This is a genomic window from Klebsiella grimontii, from assembly GCF_042137965.1.
GTDB lineage: Bacteria > Pseudomonadota > Gammaproteobacteria > Enterobacterales > Enterobacteriaceae > Klebsiella > Klebsiella grimontii.
Genome location: NZ_CP169721.1, coordinates 5,671,579 through 5,691,722 on the forward strand (window position 1 = coordinate 5,671,579; position 20,144 = coordinate 5,691,722).

The 20,144-nt window shown below is 52.9% G+C and carries 18 protein-coding genes; 16 read left to right on the forward strand and 2 right to left on the reverse strand.

Annotation, left to right across the window (positions count from 1 at the left end; all coding sequences use genetic code 11):
- The first annotated feature begins 211 nt into the window (after positions 1 to 211).
- Complete coding sequence (ravA, locus tag ACE3MN_RS26565; protein WP_004871927.1) at positions 212 to 1,711, forward strand: ATPase RavA; 1,500 nt, start codon at positions 212 to 214, stop codon at positions 1,709 to 1,711.
- Entirely contained in the window at positions 1,708 to 3,156 is a 1,449-nt protein-coding gene (gene viaA, locus ACE3MN_RS26570) for an ATPase RavA stimulator ViaA (protein WP_049131988.1), read from the forward strand. The genes ravA and viaA overlap by 4 nt, the downstream gene beginning before the upstream one ends.
- Before the next feature lie 7 nt (positions 3,157 to 3,163).
- Here the strand turns inward: viaA and asnA are convergent, their stop codons facing one another.
- Positions 3,164 to 4,156: an aspartate--ammonia ligase gene (asnA, locus tag ACE3MN_RS26575; RefSeq protein ID WP_102650127.1), complete on the reverse strand. Its 993-nt coding sequence runs from the start codon at positions 4,154 to 4,156 to the stop codon at positions 3,164 to 3,166.
- A 152-nt stretch (positions 4,157 to 4,308) separates the two neighbouring features.
- On the opposite strand from asnA, the gene asnC reads away from it, so the two are divergent.
- From asnC to ACE3MN_RS26640, 13 genes are all read left to right on the forward strand, one after another.
- Positions 4,309 to 4,767: a transcriptional regulator AsnC gene (gene asnC, locus ACE3MN_RS26580; RefSeq protein ID WP_004107306.1), complete on the forward strand. Its 459-nt coding sequence runs from the start codon at positions 4,309 to 4,311 to the stop codon at positions 4,765 to 4,767.
- Positions 4,768 to 4,858: 91 nt separating this feature from the next.
- Positions 4,859 to 5,299 carry an FMN-binding protein MioC gene (gene mioC, locus ACE3MN_RS26585; protein WP_024360531.1) on the forward strand — a complete coding sequence of 147 codons (441 nt, stop codon included), beginning with the start codon at positions 4,859 to 4,861 and terminating at the stop codon, positions 5,297 to 5,299.
- Positions 5,300 to 5,680: 381 nt separating this feature from the next.
- The gene (gene mnmG, locus ACE3MN_RS26590; RefSeq protein WP_024360532.1) at positions 5,681 to 7,570 is read left to right on the forward strand and encodes a tRNA uridine-5-carboxymethylaminomethyl(34) synthesis enzyme MnmG; all 1,890 of its coding nucleotides are present in this window, start codon (positions 5,681 to 5,683) and stop codon (positions 7,568 to 7,570) included.
- Between the two features lie 112 nt (positions 7,571 to 7,682).
- On the forward strand, positions 7,683 to 8,306 hold the full coding sequence (gene rsmG / locus ACE3MN_RS26595; protein WP_024360533.1) for a 16S rRNA (guanine(527)-N(7))-methyltransferase RsmG: 624 nt from the start codon (positions 7,683 to 7,685) through the stop codon (positions 8,304 to 8,306).
- 616 nt (positions 8,307 to 8,922) lie between these two features.
- Positions 8,923 to 9,303, forward strand: a complete 381-nt coding sequence (atpI, locus tag ACE3MN_RS26600) for a F0F1 ATP synthase subunit I (protein WP_004871906.1) — start codon at positions 8,923 to 8,925, stop codon at positions 9,301 to 9,303.
- An 8-nt stretch (positions 9,304 to 9,311) separates the two neighbouring features.
- Complete coding sequence (gene atpB / locus ACE3MN_RS26605; RefSeq protein ID WP_004127037.1) at positions 9,312 to 10,127, forward strand: F0F1 ATP synthase subunit A; 816 nt, start codon at positions 9,312 to 9,314, stop codon at positions 10,125 to 10,127.
- 47 nt (positions 10,128 to 10,174) lie between these two features.
- Positions 10,175 to 10,414: a F0F1 ATP synthase subunit C gene (gene atpE / locus ACE3MN_RS26610; protein ID WP_000429386.1), complete on the forward strand. Its 240-nt coding sequence runs from the start codon at positions 10,175 to 10,177 to the stop codon at positions 10,412 to 10,414.
- Between the two features lie 56 nt (positions 10,415 to 10,470).
- A complete protein-coding gene (gene atpF / locus ACE3MN_RS26615) occupies positions 10,471 to 10,941 on the forward strand; it encodes a F0F1 ATP synthase subunit B (RefSeq protein WP_004107293.1) in 471 nt (156 codons plus the stop codon).
- 14 nt (positions 10,942 to 10,955) lie between these two features.
- A complete protein-coding gene (gene atpH / locus ACE3MN_RS26620) occupies positions 10,956 to 11,489 on the forward strand; it encodes a F0F1 ATP synthase subunit delta (RefSeq protein WP_024360534.1) in 534 nt (177 codons plus the stop codon).
- Positions 11,490 to 11,501: 12 nt separating this feature from the next.
- Entirely contained in the window at positions 11,502 to 13,043 is a 1,542-nt protein-coding gene (gene atpA, locus ACE3MN_RS26625) for a F0F1 ATP synthase subunit alpha (RefSeq protein WP_004127029.1), read from the forward strand.
- A 50-nt stretch (positions 13,044 to 13,093) separates the two neighbouring features.
- Positions 13,094 to 13,957: a F0F1 ATP synthase subunit gamma gene (atpG, locus tag ACE3MN_RS26630; protein ID WP_004871892.1), complete on the forward strand. Its 864-nt coding sequence runs from the start codon at positions 13,094 to 13,096 to the stop codon at positions 13,955 to 13,957.
- Positions 13,958 to 13,983: 26 nt separating this feature from the next.
- Positions 13,984 to 15,366, forward strand: coding sequence for a F0F1 ATP synthase subunit beta (gene atpD, locus ACE3MN_RS26635; RefSeq protein ID WP_004127025.1), 1,383 nt, complete (start codon positions 13,984 to 13,986; stop codon positions 15,364 to 15,366).
- Positions 15,367 to 15,386: 20 nt separating this feature from the next.
- Entirely contained in the window at positions 15,387 to 15,806 is a 420-nt protein-coding gene (locus ACE3MN_RS26640) for a F0F1 ATP synthase subunit epsilon (protein ID WP_004107274.1), read from the forward strand.
- Between the two features lie 419 nt (positions 15,807 to 16,225).
- Here the strand turns inward: ACE3MN_RS26640 and ACE3MN_RS26645 are convergent, their stop codons facing one another.
- Positions 16,226 to 18,397: a right-handed parallel beta-helix repeat-containing protein gene (locus ACE3MN_RS26645; RefSeq protein WP_375364221.1), complete on the reverse strand. Its 2,172-nt coding sequence runs from the start codon at positions 18,395 to 18,397 to the stop codon at positions 16,226 to 16,228.
- 345 nt (positions 18,398 to 18,742) lie between these two features.
- Between ACE3MN_RS26645 and glmU the strand changes: the two genes are divergently transcribed.
- A complete protein-coding gene (gene glmU / locus ACE3MN_RS26650) occupies positions 18,743 to 20,113 on the forward strand; it encodes a bifunctional UDP-N-acetylglucosamine diphosphorylase/glucosamine-1-phosphate N-acetyltransferase GlmU (RefSeq protein WP_203260059.1) in 1,371 nt (456 codons plus the stop codon).
- Positions 20,114 to 20,144 lie beyond the last annotated feature (31 nt).

A 20,144-nucleotide genomic window follows, 5' to 3' on the forward strand; every position in this document is an offset into this window, starting at 1 on the left:
TCTTTTCGTTTATAAAACAAATGTGTGCCTAGTCCCTTGGCCCACAAAAAGGCGCACAGTATGCACGATTATTTGCTGAATCGTACCCCTAACTGACATCATCTTAACCTGACTCAAAGAAAATAAATCGATTCTTCAGGCTATTACCACCCCTAATCAAACATCTATACTCGACCTAACAACGACATTCTAAAAAGCACGCAACTCTATTATGGCTCAATCACATTTACTGGCAGAAAGAATTTCCCGGCTCAGCGCCGCGCTGGAAAAAGGACTCTTCGAACGCAGCCACGCAATACGCCTTTGCCTGCTTGCCGCCCTCAGCGGCGAGAGCGTTTTTCTGCTGGGGCCGCCGGGGATCGCCAAAAGCCTGATTGCCCGTCGCCTCAAGTTCGCCTTCCAGCAGGCCCGCGCGTTTGAATACCTGATGACCCGCTTCTCCACGCCGGAAGAGGTCTTTGGCCCGCTCTCCATCCAGGCGCTGAAAGATGAAGGGCGCTACGAGCGTCTGACCGCCGGCTATCTCCCGGAAGCCGAAATTGTTTTTCTCGATGAGATCTGGAAAGCGGGCCCGGCGATCCTCAATACGCTACTGACAGCGATAAACGAACGCCATTTCCGCAACGGGGCAACCGAAGAGAAAATCCCCATGCGCCTGCTGGTGGCGGCGTCGAACGAACTCCCGGAGGCGGACAATAGCCTGGAAGCCTTATACGACCGTATGCTTATCCGGTTATGGCTGGATAAGGTACAGGATAAAACTAACTTCCGCTCAATGCTGATAAGCCAGCAGGACGAGAACAGTAATCCTGTCCCGGCGAATTTGCAGGTCAGCGACGAGGAGTTCCTGCAATGGCAGCAGGATATCGGCAACGTGAAGCTACCGGACAGCGTGTTTGAACTCATATTCCAGCTGCGCCAGCAGTTGGATACGCTGCCGAACGCGCCCTACGTCTCAGATCGTCGCTGGAAAAAGGCCATTCGTCTGCTGCAGGCCAGCGCCTTTTTCAGCGGCCGCGACACCATTGCGCCAATAGACCTGATCCTGCTGAAGGATTGCCTGTGGCACAACGTTGAGACAATGAACCTGATGTCCGCGCAGTTGGAGACCTTAATGACCAGCCACGCCTGGCAGCAGCAGGCGATGCTCACTCGTCTGGGGTCGATAATCCAGCGGCGCATTCAGCTTCAACAGCAGCAAAGCGATAAAACCGCGCTAAAAGTCACGCGTCTCGGCGGGATGTTTAGCCGGAAACCTCATTATGAACTGCCTGCTGAAGTACAGGATTCGACGCTAACGCTGCTTCTCCAGCAGCCGCTCAAACTGCACGATCTGGAAGTCATTCATATTACGTTCGTTCGTGAAGAGCTCGCTCATTGGCTGGAGAAAGGCGGTGAGATCCGCGGCAAGCTCAACGGTATTGGTTTTGCCCAGCAGCTGAATATGGATGTCGATACCAGCCAGCACCTGGTCGTGCGCGACGTCAGCTTACAGGGATCGCGGCTCTCCCTACCCGGTAGTGAATCACGGGAAAATATGCCCGCCGAAATCCGGCAGCAGCTGGAGGCGCTGGACGACGAATGGCATCAGCAACATAACCGCTTCAGCGAACAGCAAAAATGTCTGTTTATCCCCGGCGAGTGGCTGGGGCGGATTGAAGCCAGCCTGCAGGACGTAGGAACGCAGATCAAACAGGCCCGCCAGTCATGACCCTGGACATGCTGAATGTCATGCTGGCAGTCGGCGAAGAGGGCATGATCGATGAGATGCTGCTGGCGCTGCTGGCGGCACCTCAGCTCGCGGTATTCTTTGAAAAATTTCCACGGCTTAAAAATATTATCGCCGCCGACATTCCTCGCTGGCGGGAAGCGGTGAGATCGCGGCTAAAAGAGACCAACGTCCCGCCCGAACTGGATGCCGAAGTTCAGTGCTATCAGCAGTCACAGCGGCTTTCCACCTCGCAGTTTATCGTCCAGCTGCCGCAAATTCTCAGCCAGCTGCATAAGCTGCACTCCCCGTTCGCCAGCCAGGCGCAGCAGCTGGTGGATGACAACAGCACCTTTACACCGGCGCTGCACACGTTATTCCTCCAGCGCTGGCGCCTGAGCCTGGTGGTGCAGGCAACCTCTCTTAATCAGCAGTTGCTGGATGAAGAGCGCGATCAGCTGCTGAGCGAAGTTCAGGAGCGCATGACCCTCAGCGGCCAGCTGGAGCCGGTGCTGGTGGAAAATGACAATGCGGCTGGGCATCTGTGGGACATGAGCGCCGGAGAGCTGAAGCGCGGCGATTATCAGCTGATCGTTCGCTACGGGGATTTTTTAACTCAACAACCTGAGCTCATGCAGCTAGCTGAACAACTGGGACGCTCGCGTGAAGCGAAAGCGGTGCCGAAAAAAGATGCGCCGATGGAGACCTTCCGCAGCCTGGTGCGCGAACCGGCCACCGTGCCGGAGCAGGTCGACGGGCTTCAGCAGAGCGACGATATTCTGCGTCTGCTGCCGCCAGAGCTGGCCACTCTCGGCATTACCGAGCTGGAGTTTGAGTTCTACCGCAAGCTGGTTGAAAAGCAGCTGCTGACCTATCGGCTACACGGCGATGCGTGGAAGGAAAAGATCACCGAACGGCCGGTCACGCGCCAGGACGTTGACGAACAGCCGCGCGGGCCGTTTATCGTCTGCGTCGATACTTCCGGCTCAATGGGCGGTTTCAATGAACAGTGCGCCAAGGCGTTTTGTCTGGCGCTGATGCGGGTCGCTCTGGCGGATAACCGCCGCTGCTTCATTATGCTGTTTTCCAGCGAAGTGGTGCACTACGAACTCACCGGCCCGCAGGGGCTGGAGCAGGCAATTCGTTTTTTAAGCCAGCGTTTTCGCGGCGGCACCGATCTGGCCAGCTGCTTCCGGGCAGTGATTGAGCGTATGCAGAATCCGCAGTGGGTCGATGCTGATGCGGTGGTGATTTCCGATTTTATCGCCCAGCGCCTGCCGGATGAGGTGATCAATAAGGTGGGGGAGCTACAGCATAAACATCAACATCGTTTTCATGCGGTGGCGATGTCGGTACACGGCAAGCCCGGCATTATGCGCGTTTTCGATCATATCTGGCGCTTTGATACCGGGTTGCGTAGCCGCCTGCTGCGACGCTGGCGGCGTTAATCACTGATTAAAGAAGCGCGGCAACGCTTTGACGAACCTGGGTTGGCCACACGCCGCACTGCACCTGGCCGATGTGATCCAGCTGCAGAAGCAGCATCGTCAGGCGAGACTGGCCAATGCCGCCGCCAATCGTCTGCGGCATCTCTCCGCGCAGCAGCGCCTGGTGCCATTCCAGCTTCAGGCGATCTTCATCGCCGGTCATCGCCAGCTGACGCTTCAGCGCTTCGGCATCCACGCGGATCCCCATTGAAGAGAGTTCGAAGGCATCTTCCAGAACCGGGTTCCATACCAGAATGTCGCCGTTCAGGCCCGCATAGCCTTCAGCGGCAGGCGTACTCCAGTCATCGTAATCCGGCGCGCGAACATCGTGGCGCTGGCCATCAGAAAGCTTACCGCCGATACCGATCAGAAATACCGCGCCCAGCTCTTTCGCGATCGCTCGTTCGCGGTCCTTGGCATCGAGATCCGGATAGCGGCTTAAAAGCTCCTGGCTGTGAACAAAGTGGATCGTCTCCGGCAAGAACGGCGTGAGGCCAAACTCTTTACTGACGGCGTCCTCGGTGGCTTTGATCCCGGCATAGATCGCTTCAACGGTTGCTTTCAGCGTGCCGCAGTGGCGTTCTTCATCCCCCATTACGCGCTCCCAGTCCCACTGGTCAACGTAGACGGAATGGATGGCGGTTAACCGGTCTTCATCGGGGCGAAGGGCCTTCATGTGCGTGTACAGCCCTTCGCCCGCGCTGAAGTCGTGTTGTCCCAGGGTTTGACGCTTCCACTTCGCTAGTGAATGAACCACTTCGAACTGGGCGTCTGGCAGTGTTTTCACTTTAACCTGAACCGCTTTTTCGCAACCAGAGAGGTTATCCTGCGTCCCATCGCCCACGCGGCTTAAGATCGGCGCCTGGACTTCGATCAGGCCGAGCTTCTCTTCAAGCTGGCGGGAAAAGTGTGACTTAACGAAACTAATCTGGCGTTGTTTTGCGATGTATGCGGTTTTCATTTTTTATAACTCCTGCGTCCTGTTGCCATTGATTAAGCAACAAAACAGCGCTGCAATTCAATAATCCAACAACAAAAAGCCTGCATCGATTTTGATTCATTAAAATTTGCGGCTAAAATAGAAATATTCGTCAAACTTCATAAGAAAAACCTATGGAAAATTATCAGATCGACAATCTGGACCGCGGCATCCTTGAGGCCCTCATGGCCAATGCGCGTACCGCCTATGCTGAACTGGCAAAACAGTTTGGCGTCAGCCCGGGGACCATTCACGTTCGTGTAGAGAAAATGAAGCAGGCCGGAATTATTACCGGCGCGCGTATCGACGTCAGCCCCAAGCAGCTGGGTTACGATGTGGGGTGCTTTATCGGCATTATTCTGAAGAGCGCGAAAGACTACCCCTCCGCGCTGGCGAGGTTAAACAGTCTGGATGAGGTTACCGAGGCGTATTACACCACCGGGCACTACAGCATCTTTATAAAAGTGATGTGCCGATCGATTGACGCGCTCCAGCATGTACTTATCAACAAGATCCAAACAATTGATGAAATTCAGTCCACTGAAACGCTGATCGTCCTGCAAAACCCGATTATGCGCACCATCCGCCCATGATCGGGCTTTTTAATCCCACATTTTTCCACAGGTAGATCCCAGCTCGCTCACAGCGTACAATACGCCACTCTGAATAGTGGAGCGGGCGATCATGGCAGAGATAACTCTTATCAGCGGCAGTACGCTGGGTAGCGCAGAATATGTATCAGAACATCTGGCGGAAAAGCTGGAAGAGGCTGGTCACAGCACGACTATCCTGCACGGACCGCTGATCGAAGATCTGCAGCCGCAGGGGATCTGGCTGGTTATCTCTTCTACTCATGGCGCCGGGGATATTCCCGATAACCTGCTGCCCTTCTATGAAGCGCTTCAGGAGAAGCAGGTCGATCTTTCTGCAGTCCATTTTGGCGCAATCGGCATTGGTAGCCGCGAATACGATACCTTCTGCGGAGCGATTGATAAGCTCGAGACTGCGCTCAAAGCCTGCGGGGCAAAACAGATCGGTGAAACGCTAAAAATTAACGTCCTCGAACATGAAATTCCGGAAGATCCGGCCGAGATTTGGCTGGGATCCTGGAAAAACTTGCTCTGAGAATTGTAAAGATCATACTTTCTTCTGTGGATAACTATGCTTAAAAGCTTGGATCAACCGGTAGTTATCCAAAGTATAACCGTTGCCTGAATTTTGTGCTGTGTATAACCCTTCATTTTGATCCCAGCTTATACGGACCAGGATCACCGATCATTCACAGAAAGCGATCCTTCTTAAACGGTTGATCCTAAACCGCGGATCTGACTTATCCACAAGACAAGCCGATCCTAATAAGAGATCACAATAAAACAGATCTCTAAATAAAAGATCTTCTTTTTAATACTCAGGATCCCGGCGCTTTCTCGAAAGGCTAAAGTTGAGTAGAATCCACGGCCCGGGCTTCAATCTATTTTCAAACCGCTTTATGCGAGGCATACCACCATGTTTTATCAGGATCCTTTTGACGTCATCATCATTGGCGGGGGTCATGCAGGCACTGAGGCCGCGATGGCCGCAGCGCGAATGGGTCAACAGACTCTGCTTTTGACACACAATATCGACACGCTGGGGCAGATGAGCTGCAATCCGGCGATTGGCGGCATTGGGAAAGGACACCTGGTAAAAGAAGTGGATGCGCTTGGCGGCCTGATGGCGAAGGCCATTGACCATGCAGGTATCCAGTTTAGGATACTAAACGCCAGCAAAGGCCCTGCCGTACGGGCGACTCGCGCTCAGGCAGACCGAGTGCTGTACCGCCAGGCCGTACGGACCGCGCTGGAAAACCAGCCTAACTTAATGATCTTCCAGCAGGCGGTGGAAGATCTGATTGTTGAGAACGATCGTGTTGTCGGCGCCGTCACCCAGATGGGGCTTAAATTCCGCGCCAAAGCGGTAGTACTGACCGTCGGAACCTTTCTTGACGGTAAGATCCATATTGGTCTCGATAACTACAGCGGCGGCCGTGCAGGCGATCCTCCGTCGATCCCGCTGTCCCGTCGTTTGCGTGAACTGCCGCTGCGCGTCAGCCGCCTGAAAACCGGTACCCCGCCGCGCATCGACGCAAGGACGATTGATTTCAGCGTTCTGGCACAGCAACACGGCGATAATCCGATGCCGGTCTTCTCGTTTATGGGGGATGCTTCTCAACATCCGCGTCAAGTACCGTGCTATGTTACGCATACCAACGAGAAAACCCATGACGTGATCCGTAACAACCTCGATCGCAGCCCGATGTATGCCGGCGTGATTGAAGGGATCGGCCCGCGCTACTGTCCTTCGATCGAAGACAAGGTCATGCGCTTTGCCGATCGCAACCAGCACCAGATCTTCCTCGAGCCGGAAGGACTGACGTCCAACGAGATTTATCCAAACGGTATCTCCACCAGCCTGCCGTTCGATGTCCAGATGCAAATCGTCCGCTCAATGCAGGGGATGGAAAATGCAAAAATCGTTCGTCCTGGCTACGCTATTGAGTACGATTTCTTTGACCCGCGTGACCTGAAACCGACGCTGGAAAGTAAATTTATCCATGGCCTGTTCTTTGCCGGCCAGATTAACGGCACTACCGGTTATGAAGAAGCTGCCGCTCAGGGCCTGCTTGCCGGCCTCAACGCAGCTCGTTTCTCCGCCGAGAAAGAGGGATGGGCGCCGGGCCGCTCTCAGGCTTACCTTGGCGTCCTGGTAGACGATCTCTGTACTCTCGGTACCAAAGAACCGTACCGCATGTTTACCTCTCGTGCGGAATACCGCCTGATGCTGCGTGAAGACAACGCCGATCTGCGCCTGACCGAACAAGGCCGTGAACTGGGTCTGGTGGATGACGAACGCTGGGCGCGTTTCAACCAGAAGCTTGAGAGCATTGAACGTGAACGTCAGCGCCTGAAAGCCAGCTGGGTTAATCCGCTGGCGGAAAGCGCTGCGGAAGTGAATGCTCATCTGACGGCGCCTTTATCCCGTGAAGCTAACGGTGAAGATTTGCTCCGTCGTCCGGAAATGACCTACGAACAGCTGGTGCAGATGACGCCGTTCTCGCCGGGTCTTGAGGACAAGCAAGCGGCGGAACAGGTCGAAATTCAGGTAAAATACGAAGGCTACATCGCGCGCCAGCAGGATGAAATCGAGAAACAACAGCGCAACGAGAACACGTTGCTGCCTGCTACGCTTGATTATCGCCAGGTGAATGGGCTGTCGAACGAGGTCATTGCCAAGTTGAACGACCATAAGCCGTCTTCGATAGGGCAGGCATCGCGTATTTCCGGCATTACGCCTGCGGCAATCTCGATTTTGCTGGTGTGGTTGAAAAAGCAGGGAATGCTGCGCCGTAGCGCCTGATTTTCCACTGAACGATACATTGGCGGATACGCATCTGACGTCCGCCAGGTTAATTTCTCAGCCCGGTAAGCGAATCGCCTCCGGGCTCATTGTTTTTAAACAGGTACCGATCGTGCTCAACAAACTTTCTCGTCTGCTTGATGAAGCAGGTATTTCACTTACCGATCACCAGAAAAACCAGCTTGTCGGCTATGTTGGCATGTTGGATAAGTGGAATAAGGCCTATAACCTGACCTCGGTTCGCGATCCTGACGAGATGCTGGTACGCCACATCCTCGATAGTATTGTTGTTGCGCCATACCTTAACGGAACGCGTTTTATCGATGTCGGTACGGGCCCAGGCCTGCCGGGGATCCCGCTGGCTATCGTGCGTCCTGAATCCCACTTCACCCTGTTAGACAGCCTTGGCAAGCGAGTACGTTTTCTCCGCCAGGTCCAGCATGAGCTAAAACTGGATAACGTCACCCCGGTACAAAGCCGCGTGGAAGCGTTCCCGGCAGAGCCGCCGTTTGATGGCGTTATTAGCCGCGCATTTGCGTCGCTGAATGACATGGTGAGCTGGTGCCATCATTTACCCGCGGAGAACGGTCACTTCTATGCGCTCAAAGGGTTAGCGCAGGAAGATGAAATGGCAAATCTACCGGAAGGGTTCGTCATTAAGGATGTTGTCGAACTGCATGTGCCTCAGCTGGAAGGAGAGCGTCACCTTGTGGTGATTCAGCCAAAAATGATTTAATTTTTATCAAAAAATGTGAAAAAAAGACGGGCCGTGCATGTTACAAAAATAAAAGTCACGGCAGGGTATTATCGGACTGTCTTTAACCGTGGGGTTACCAGGGTTTTTCTTTCCGTTAACTTTGTGCGGTTACTTTACTTGCAGAATAGTCAACATTGAAAATATCAGTGCGCTAAAAATCTCGCTGCTTGTCGTTCATATCGATGTTAAAAATTTATTATGAATGTCAATAAAAGGTTTTTATTGTATATGGGATTGTTTTAGAAAGAATACCTACTTTTTATGTTGAATATCAAAAGGATAAAAAATCGAGTTTTATGTACAGAATTAATTCGATTTTGCGGAAAATGTTTATTATGTGATCTGATGCACGCTTTAATTGCCGATTTTTCGCGGTATTTGCAGTTTTGCATGACGGCTCACAGAACGGTGAAATGCATGAAAAGTTGTCTGTCGGAAAATAATTAAACATTTATTCACTATTTTGCTACTTATTGTTTGAAATCACGGGGCGTCACCGTATAATTTGTCCGCTTTTTGATGCTTGACTCTTCGTCTTAAAGGACGTTTTATACGACACGCGACATACCTCGAAGGGAGCAGGAGTAAAAACGTGATGTCAGTGTCGCTCTTGAGTCGAAACGTTGCTCGTAAGCTTCTGTTTATTCAGTTACTGGCAGTAATAGCAAGTGGACTGCTGTTCAGCCTCAAAGACCCTTTCTGGGGCATCTCCGCGGTGAGTGGAGGTTTGGCGGTTCTTTTGCCAAACGTGATATTTATGATTTTTGCCTGGCGTCATCAGGCGCATACACCAGCTAGAGGCCGAGTGGCCTGGTCCTTCGCCATCGGCGAAGCCTTCAAGGTGTTGCTGACCTTCGCCTTTCTGGCGATGGCGCTGGCGGTTTTGAAAGTGGTATTTTTGCCGCTGATAGTGACGTGGGTTTTGGTGCTGGTGGTACAAGTTCTGGCGCCAGCTGTAATTAACAACAAAGGGTAAAAGGCATCATGGCTTCAGAAAATATGACGCCGCAGGATTACATAGGCCACCATCTGAATAACCTTCAGCTGGACCTGCGTACATTCTCGCTGGTGGATCCGCACAACCCCCCGGCCACCTTCTGGACGCTCAACATTGACTCCATGTTTTTCTCAGTGGTGCTCGGTCTGTTATTCCTGTTTATGTTCCGCAGCGTGGCTAAAAAGGCGACAACCGGCGTACCTGGTAAATTCCAGACCTTTATTGAGATGATCATCGGCTTCGTCCATGGCAGCGTCAAAGATATGTATCATGGCAAGAGCAAGGTCATTGCTCCGCTGGCCCTCACCGTGTTCGTCTGGGTATTCCTGATGAACCTGATGGATCTGCTGCCTATCGACTTTATCCCTTGGATCGGCGAACACGTTCTCGGTCTGCCTGCTCTGCGCGTGGTGCCGTCAGCTGACGTTAACATCACCCTGTCGATGGCGCTTGGCGTATTTATCCTGATTCTTTTCTACAGCATCAAAATGAAAGGCGTGGGCGGGTTCGTTAAAGAACTGACCCTGCAGCCGTTCAATCACTGGGCGTTCATTCCTGTCAACTTAATCCTTGAAGGGGTAAGCCTGCTGTCAAAACCTGTATCACTGGGTCTGCGACTGTTCGGCAACATGTATGCCGGTGAGCTGATTTTCATTCTGATTGCTGGCCTGTTGCCGTGGTGGTCACAGTGGATTCTGAATGTGCCATGGGCCATTTTCCACATCCTGATTATTACGCTGCAAGCCTTCATCTTCATGGTTCTGACGATCGTCTATCTGTCGATGGCATCTGAAGAGCATTGATTTTTACCAACATACTACGTTTTAACTGAAACAAACTGGAGACTGTCATGGAAAACCTGAATATGGATCTGCTGTACATGGCTGCCGCTGTGATGATGGGTCTGGCGGCAATCGGTGCTGCGATCGGTATCGGCATCCTCGGGGGTAAATTCCTGGAAGGCGCAGCGCGTCAACCGGATCTGATTCCTCTGCTGCGTACTCAGTTCTTTATCGTTATGGGTCTGGTGGATGCTATCCCGATGATCGCTGTAGGTCTGGGTCTGTACGTGATGTTCGCCGTCGCGTAGTAAGTTGTTCGAAAGAAACCTAAGCCACAGAGTTATTTTTTAAGAGGTATTGTGCTGTGAACATGAACGCAACAATCCTCGGCCAGGCCATCGCGTTTGTTATCTTCGTATGGTTCTGCATGAAGTATGTATGGCCGCCGTTAATGGCTGCCATCGAAAAGCGCCAGAAAGAAATTTCTGACGGTTTAGCTTCTGCAGAACGCGCTAAGAAAGATTTGGACCTTGCACAGGCCAACGCGACCGACCAGCTGAAAAAAGCGAAAGCGGAAGCCCAGGTAATCATCGAGCAGGCGAACAAGCGTCGCTCTCAGATCCTGGACGAAGCAAAAGCGGAAGCAGAACAGGAACGCACCAAAATCGTCGCACAGGCGCAGGCTGAAATCGATGCCGAACGTAAACGTGCTCGTGAGGAGCTGCGTAAGCAGGTCGCTATCCTGGCTGTTGCTGGCGCCGAGAAGATCATCGAACGTTCCGTGGATGAAGCTGCTAACAGCGACATCGTGGATAAACTTGTCGCTGAACTGTAAGGAGGGAGGGGCTGATGTCTGAATTTGTAACGGTAGCTCGCCCCTACGCCAAAGCAGCTTTTGACTTTGCCGTCGAACACAACAGCGTTGAACGCTGGCAGGATATGCTGGCGTTTGTCGCTGAAGTGACGAAAAACGAACAAATGACAGAGCTACTCTCCGGCGCACTGGCGCCAGAAACGCTCTCTGATGTGTTTATCGCGGTCTGTGGTGAGCAACTGGACGAAAATGGCCAAAACCTGATTCGGGTAATGGCTGAAAATGGTCGTCTGAATGCGCTCCCTGATGTTCTCGAGCAGTTCATTCACCTGCGCGCTGCCAGTGAGGCAACCGCAGAGGTAGAAGTTATTTCTGCCGCTCAAATGAGTGACGAACAGCTTGCGAAAATTACCGCCGCGATGGAAAAACGTCTGTCACGCAAAGTTAAGCTGAATTGCAAAATCGATAAGTCTGTAATGGCAGGCGTAATCATCCGTTCGGGTGATATGGTCATTGATGGTAGCGTACGCGGCCGTCTTGAACGCCTTGCAGACGTCTTGCAGTCTTAAGGGGACTGGAGCATGCAACTGAATTCCACCGAAATCAGCGAACTGATCAAGCAGCGCATTGCTCAGTTCAATGTTGTGAGCGAGGCTCATAACGAAGGTACTATCGTTTCTGTAAGTGACGGTGTTATCCGCATTCACGGCCTGGCCGATTGTATGCAGGGTGAGATGATCGCTCTGCCGGGTAACCGTTACGCTATCGCACTGAACCTGGAGCGCGACTCCGTAGGTGCCGTTGTGATGGGTCCGTACGCTGACCTCGCCGAAGGTATGAAGGTTAAATGTACTGGCCGTATCCTTGAAGTTCCGGTTGGCCGCGGCCTGCTGGGACGTGTGGTTAACACCCTGGGTGCACCGATTGATGGTAAAGGTCCGCTGGAGCACGACGGCTTCTCCGCCGTTGAAGCTATCGCACCGGGCGTCATCGAACGTCAGTCCGTCGATCAGCCGGTGCAGACCGGTTATAAATCCGTTGATGCCATGATCCCAATCGGTCGTGGACAGCGTGAACTGATTATCGGCGACCGTCAGACGGGTAAAACCGCTCTGGCCATCGACGCCATCATCAACCAGCGTGATTCCGGCATCAAGTGCGTCTACGTAGCTATCGGCCAGAAAGCGTCCACCATTTCTAACGTGGTACGTAAACTGGAAGAACACGGCGCGCTGGCTAACACCATCGTTGTGGTTGCTACCGCATCTGAATCTGCCGCACTGCAATACCTGGCGCCGTATGCCGGTTGTGCTATGGGTGAATACTTCCGCGACCGCGGTGAAGATGCGCTGATCATTTATGATGACCTGTCTAAACAGGCCGTTGCTTACCGTCAGATCTCCCTGCTGCTCCGTCGTCCGCCAGGACGTGAAGCATTCCCGGGCGACGTATTCTACCTCCACTCTCGTCTGCTGGAGCGTGCCGCACGTGTTAACGTCGAATACGTTGAAGCTTTCACCAAAGGTGAAGTGAAAGGTAAAACCGGTTCTCTGACCGCGCTGCCGATTATCGAAACCCAGGCGGGTGACGTTTCTGCGTTCGTTCCGACCAACGTAATTTCCATTACCGATGGTCAGATCTTCCTGGAAACCAACCTGTTCAACTCTGGTATTCGTCCTGCGGTTAACCCGGGTATCTCCGTATCCCGCGTTGGTGGTGCAGCTCAGACCAAGATCATGAAGAAACTGTCCGGTGGTATTCGTACCGCTCTGGCACAGTATCGCGAACTGGCGGCGTTCTCGCAGTTTGCCTCTGACCTTGATGATGCAACCCGTAAGCAGCTGGACCACGGTCAGAAAGTGACCGAACTGCTGAAACAGAAACAGTATGCGCCGATGTCCGTTGCGCAGCAGTCTCTGGTTCTGTTCGCGGCAGAACGTGGTTATCTGGCGGATGTCGAGCTGTCGAAAATCGGTAGCTTTGAAGCCGCTCTGCTGGCTTACGTCGACCGTGATCACGCTCCGTTGATGCAAGAGATCAACCAGTCCGGTGGCTATAACGACGAAATCGAAGGCAAGCTGAAAGGCATCCTCGATTCCTTCAAAGCAACCCAATCCTGGTAAAGTCTGGCGGCTTGCTCTAGGGCAGGCCGCAAGGCATTGAGGAGAAGCTCATGGCCGGCGCAAAAGAGATACGTAGTAAGATCGCAAGCGTCCAGAACACGCAAAAGATCACTAAAGCGATGGAAATGGTCGCCGCTTCCAAAATGCGTAAATCGCAGGAGCGCATGGCGGCCAGCCGTCCATATGCAGATACCATGCGCAAAGTGATCGGTCACCTTGCGAACGGTAATCTGGAATATAAGCACCCTTACCTGGAAGAACGCGACGTTAAACGCGTGGGCTACCTGGTGGTGTCTACCGACCGTGGTCTGTGCGGTGGCTTGAACATTAACCTGTTCAAAAAGCTGCTGGCGGAAATGAAAGCATGGTCCGATAAAGGCGTTCAGTGCGAACTCGCAATGATCGGCTCGAAGGGCGTGTCGTTCTTTAATTCCGTTAGCGGTAATGTTGTCGCCCAGGTGACGGGTATGGGGGATAACCCCTCCCTGTCCGAACTGATCGGTCCGGTAAAAGTGATGTTGCAGGCCTACGATGAAGGCCGTCTGGACAAGCTGTATATTGTCAGCAACAAATTTATTAACACCATGTCTCAGGTTCCAACCATTACTCAGCTGCTGCCGTTACCGGCTTCAGAAGAGGGTGAGTTGAAGCGTAAATCCTGGGATTACCTGTATGAACCCGATCCGAAAGCGCTGCTGGATACCCTGCTGCGTCGTTATGTGGAATCTCAGGTTTATCAGGGTGTGGTAGAAAACCTGGCCAGCGAGCAGGCCGCACGTATGGTGGCGATGAAAGCCGCGACCGACAATGGCGGCAGCCTGATTAAAGAGCTGCAGTTGGTATACAACAAAGCTCGTCAGGCCAGCATTACTCAGGAACTCACCGAGATCGTCGGTGGAGCATCCGCGGTATAACCAGGTTAATTCGTAGAGGATTCAAGATGGCTACTGGAAAAATTGTCCAGGTAATCGGCGCCGTGGTCGACGTCGAATTCCCTCAGGATGCCGTACCGCGCGTGTACGAGGCTCTTGAGGTGCAAAATGGTAGTGAGAAGCTGGTGCTGGAAGTTCAGCAGCAGCTCGGCGGCGGTATTGTTCGTACCATCGCCATGGGTTCTTCCGACGGTCTGCGTCGCGGTCTGGAAGTAAAAGACCTCGAGCACCCGATCGAAGTCCCGGTAGGTAAAGCCACGCTGGGTCGTATCATGAACGTACTGGGCCAACCGGTAGACATGAAAGGCGACATCGGCGAAGAAGAGCGTTGGGCTATCCACCGTGCAGCACCTTCCTACGAAGAGTTGTCAAACTCTCAGGAACTGCTGGAAACCGGCATCAAAGTTATCGACCTGATGTGTCCGTTTGCGAAGGGCGGTAAAGTTGGTCTGTTCGGTGGTGCGGGTGTAGGTAAAACCGTAAACATGATGGAGCTGATCCGTAACATTGCGATCGAGCACTCCGGTTACTCCGTGTTTGCGGGCGTAGGTGAACGTACTCGTGAGGGTAACGACTTCTACCACGAAATGACCGACTCCAACGTTATCGATAAAGTATCCCTGGTGTATGGCCAGATGAACGAGCCGCCGGGAAACCGTCTGCGCGTTGCGCTGACCGGCCTGACCATGGCTGAGAAGTTCCGTGACGAAGGTCGTGACGTTCTGCTGTTCGTGGATAACATCTACCGTTACACCCTGGCCGGTACTGAAGTATCCGCACTGCTGGGCCGTATGCCTTCAGCGGTAGGTTACCAGCCGACCCTGGCGGAAGAGATGGGCGTTCTGCAGGAACGTATCACCTCGACCAAAACCGGTTCAATCACTTCCGTACAGGCGGTATACGTACCTGCGGATGACTTGACTGACCCGTCTCCAGCCACCACCTTTGCGCACCTTGACGCAACCGTGGTACTGAGCCGTCAGATCGCCTCTCTGGGTATCTACCCGGCAGTTGACCCGCTGGACTCCACCAGCCGTCAGCTGGATCCGCTGGTTGTTGGTCAGGAGCACTACGACACCGCTCGTGGCGTTCAGTCCATCCTGCAGCGTTATCAGGAACTGAAAGACATCATCGCCATCCTGGGTATGGATGAACTGTCTGAAGAAGATAAACTGGTGGTAGCTCGCGCGCGTAAGATTCAGCGCTTCCTGTCCCAGCCGTTCTTCGTGGCAGAAGTATTTACCGGTTCTCCGGGCAAATATGTCTCCCTGAAAGACACCATCCGTGGCTTTAAAGGCATCATGGAAGGCGAATACGATCACCTGCCGGAGCAGGCGTTCTACATGGTCGGTTCTATCGACGAAGCCGTGGAAAAAGCCAAAAAACTTTAACGCCTTAATCGGAGGGTGATATGGCAATGACTTACCACCTGGACGTCGTCAGCGCAGAGAAACAAATGTTCTCTGGTCTGGTCGAGAAAATCCAGGTAACGGGTAGTGAAGGTGAACTGGGTATTTACCCGGGGCACGCGCCGCTGCTCACCGCCATTAAGCCTGGTATGATTCGCATCGTTAAGCAGCACGGTCACGAAGAATTTATCTACCTGTCAGGCGGCATTCTTGAAGTGCAGCCGGGTAGCACGACCGTTCTAGCTGATACGGCAATTCGTGGCCAGGATCTCGACGAAGCGCGAGCCCTGGAAGCGAAACGTAAGGCTGAAGAGCACATTAAGAGCTCTCATGGTGACGTGGACTACGCTCAGGCGTCTGCGGAACTGGCCAAAGCGATCGCTAAACTGCGCGTTATCGAGTTGACCAAAAAAGCGATGTAACACCGGCTTGAACGTTAAAAAGCCAGTCTGGTTTCCAGGCTGGCTTTTTTTATGGCTTCGTTTCAGAAAAAGCAAAATTAAAAAGCGGGTTTAAAAATTTTGTGATGTATATCTCATTTTTGTTGATCGTTTAAAAGATGAAGCGTAGACTTATTTTTGTGATGTTAATCACAAAAAAAAGAGTTCATCAAAAACGTAATCGCTATCCAGGAAGAGATCATGAAACTGCTTAATAAAATCGTCGCTTTCTTCAGTGCTATGAACGTAACCTTCGGTACGTTCAACCACTAAGAAGTCCGCTCTCCAGACTGCTTATGCGCTGTACCGCTAACTAAAACGACAACACATGCGGTGTGAAGCAGGAAAGGAAGTAAAAAGGTCGCCCGAGGGCGACCTTTATGTTTTTAGCGTGTCCCTGGTTAATTGCGGCTAAGGAAGTTACCGGTGTTAAAGCTGCCATCGGCCTCACGCGTCAGCGGATCCGGCAGCGTCAGAGTCTGATAGTCGGCGCTGTGAATGCTCTTTCCCTGGGCGTTGATGCTTCGGCCACCGTGGATAAAGTAGTTGCTATCATCAATGTTCCCGATAACGGCATCGTCATATTTCCCCGGCTGGCTGCGCAGAGAAAGGTTATCGCTGAAGGTACCCTGCGTTTCCGGTGCGCCATACGGGCTTGGGCGGAATAGATAGTTAAAGCGCTGGTTATCCACCGCGACGTTATTGACCACTACCAGCTTGCCAGGATTGAAGTTGTCGGTAAAACCGTCCAGATGATTGCCGATGGCGATGCTGTTGCGTACCTCGTGGGCGACCGGCTGCCCTTCCCCACCGAGCTTAAAGCCGTTGCTGGTATTATTGCGGGCAATGGAGTTCTCGATTACCACAACGCCGTTAGCGCCGTCCTCAATTTTATTGAACAGATCGAAGCCGTCGTCGATATTATCGTGTGAGTAACAGCCCTCCAGCCGGTTACCCTCCCCTACGCGCATTTTCACCGCAAAGCCATCGGCGTTAATTTTACCCGGATCTTCGTTATTAAAGGATTCAGAATTCACCACCCGGTTATGGCTGGCCCACAGCGGGCGTCCGACATCCGCCGGAGAGGAAATTTGAATGCCGGTATCATCGTTCCGATACGCGGTGACGTTCTCGATCAGGTTATGGCTACCCTGTACGCGCAGGCTCTTGTCCGTAATGTCTACTCCATTGATATGCCAGTAGCTGGCATCCAGCAGGAGCCCGTGAATCACGGCTTTTCCGTCGGCTTTCAGGGTTTTGACTTTGTCTTTCAGGCCGCTGGCGCTAACCGGGATGGTTGTTTGCGGATAATCACCTGCGGCTAATACAATTTGCCCGCCAGGGGGAACGAGGCCGACAGCGGTGGCTAAATCCAGCGGCGAGTCCGTCGTCCCTTTAGCCTGCGACAGCCCATCCGGCGCGGCGTACAGCGTATTGCCTGTCACATTGGCGCTCTGTTCAACCGTCAGCGTTTGGGTCAGCGTGTTTGCGCCGGTGGCTGGAGTGAAGCTAATTTCGAATGTGCTTTTATCTTTCAGAACGGCAGGCTGGGTATACATCTCTCCGGCCTTCACGGCTTTATCCTGCCCGATCACCACTTCATCCTGACGCACGGTGATGCGTCCGTCACTATTCGTGCGCGCCTGCAGGAGATACTCTTTGCTCTGGCTTTTTGTCCCCGAGGCAATTTGCATGACCGGCGGCCAGCTTTTGGCAACATACGGGGCGGAGGGAACCGTATTTGCCGAGGAGGTCGTCAGGGAAGCATTGCTGACGGTGATTTTGGCGTTACGTGAGGCGAAGAAACCGACGTAGTAATGTTCTTTATCCTGCTGAGCAATCAGATCGGCGTGAGGAACCCGCTGGCTTACCCATTCATTACTGCCCGTTGCCGCCCATGAGGTAATAAATCCGTCGTTAGTGCGTTCCAGCTTAAGCTGAAACGTCGGGGTTTGCTGGATATCGATTTTCTCTTTGTAACTTTGACGCTTGATTGCAGCGCCCGCATTGCCCCACGGTTGGGTTATCCCTTCCCGGCTAATAGCCTGCAGCTTGATATGCGAGCCATCTTTTTTATCCTGGGTCATAATGGCGTTCATCACCATATTGGATGCCGCCGGGAACTCTTCGTAGCCGACCTTGAGAGGCTGTTGGCGCGGGTTGCCAATGACGTCGCGGACCAGCAGTCCCGCGCCTTCCTGCGCCGCCGGACGCGCGCCATTTTCCGGTCCAAACTGATTGACGGTCACCGTAGCCTGCAGGATAAAATTCTTATTGGTTGGCAGCTCGGTGTAAAAGAAGGTCAGTCCGTCGTGGGAGTTGGCAATTTTACCTCCCCGGCTCTCGATGGTAATGGGCTGGCTGAGATCGGCGGAATCCTGCGGCGTCAGCTTTTTCCCGGCAATGGTGACATCATTGACGCCAATTTTTTCCGGCAACACGTTCGAGGAAAAGTTACTGTCGGTGGATTGCCCAAAGGCGATTGCCCGCCACTGATGGCCTTCGTTGGCCTGCAGCGGTAGCGCGATCATCGTACTGCAAAGGGTTAATGCCAAAGGTATTTTGTTTTTCATTTTTTTCTCCTGGGTAATTATTAACCGGCATTATCAGGAAAATGAAATGGTGTTTCTATTTATTGCGTCACAATTAATGAATATTAAAACCGCGTTTTACTTTATGGATTTTCTTTATTTTTCCATCAAAAAAACAGCAAAAGCAGAGGGATAGCCGGTATCCCTCCCCGTTAAAATGCTTTTTTTGCGCTAAACGGGTTTGCGCTGGCTAAAAATACCCACCTAAAATGGTGTATAGCGTTACGCTTGTGCGTTTTATCTTCGTCTCGTTTCATGATGAAAAATATGTAGATATTTCAACGTGAAAGGCTTTTACTTTTCGTTCTAACAGCAGTCAGGATGCGTATGTCAAACAGTCCGATGAGCGTGGTTATTCTTGCCGCAGGCAAAGGTACCCGCATGTATTCCGATCTTCCTAAGGTGTTGCATTCGCTGGCCGGAAAGCCGATGGTGCAGCATGTTATTGATGCGGCTAAAGAATTAGGGGCATCCGCCGTACATCTGGTGTACGGGCACGGCGGCGACCTGCTTCGCCAGACGCTGCGCGAAGACAATCTTAACTGGGTCCTACAGGCCGAACAGCTTGGTACCGGCCACGCCATGCAGCAGGCGGCGCCGTTCTTCAGCGACGATGAAGATATCCTGATGCTGTACGGCGACGTGCCGCTTATTTCCGTCGAAACATTACAGCGCCTGCGGGACGCGAAACCGCAGGGCGGTATCGGCCTGTTGACGGTGAAGCTGGACGATCCGACCGGCTATGGCCGCATTACGCGCGATAACGGCGCGGTGACAGGTATTGTTGAGCATAAAGACGCCAGCGAAGAGCAGCGCCTGATTCAGGAAATTAATACCGGGATTCTGGTCGCCAACGGGGCGGATCTTAAACGCTGGCTGGCTAAGCTCACCAACAACAACGTTCAGGGCGAATACTACATCACCGACATTATCGCCATGGCCTATCAAGAAGGTCGTGAAATTACCGCTGTACATCCGCAACGGTTAAGCGAAGTGGAAGGCGTGAATAACCGCCTGCAGCTCTCCCGCCTTGAACGCGTCTGGCAGTCTGAACAGGCTGAAAAGCTGCTGCTCGCGGGCGTTATGCTGCGCGATCCGGCGCGTTTTGATCTGCGCGGCGTGCTGAAACACGGGCGCGATGTCGAAATTGATACTAACGTTATCCTCGAAGGTGACGTGGTGCTGGGGGATCGGGTCAAGATCGGCGCTGGCTGCGTCATCAAGAACAGCACCATTGGTGATGATTGCGAGATTAGCCCCTATACCGTGGTGGAGGATGCGCATCTGGAAGCCGCCTGTACCATTGGACCGTTCGCGCGGCTGCGCCCAGGCGCTGAGCTTCTGGAAGGCGCGCACGTTGGCAACTTTGTCGAAATTAAAAAGGCGCGCTTGGGTAAAGGCACAAAAGCCGGGCATCTCTCCTATCTCGGAGACGCCGAGATTGGCGATAACGTCAATATCGGCGCGGGCACCATCACCTGTAACTATGATGGCGCAAATAAGCACAAAACGGTGATTGGCGATGACGTGTTTGTTGGCTCTGACAGCCAGCTGGTCGCGCCGGTGACCGTCGGCAATGGCGTCACCATTGCCGCAGGAACAACGGTAACGCGTGACATTGCCGATAATGAATTAGTGTTAAGCCGCGTGCCGCAGGTCCATAAACAGGGCTGGCAGCGCCCGGTGAAGAAAAAGTAACGCTATTTCTCTTTCGCCCTTTCGGGGAGAA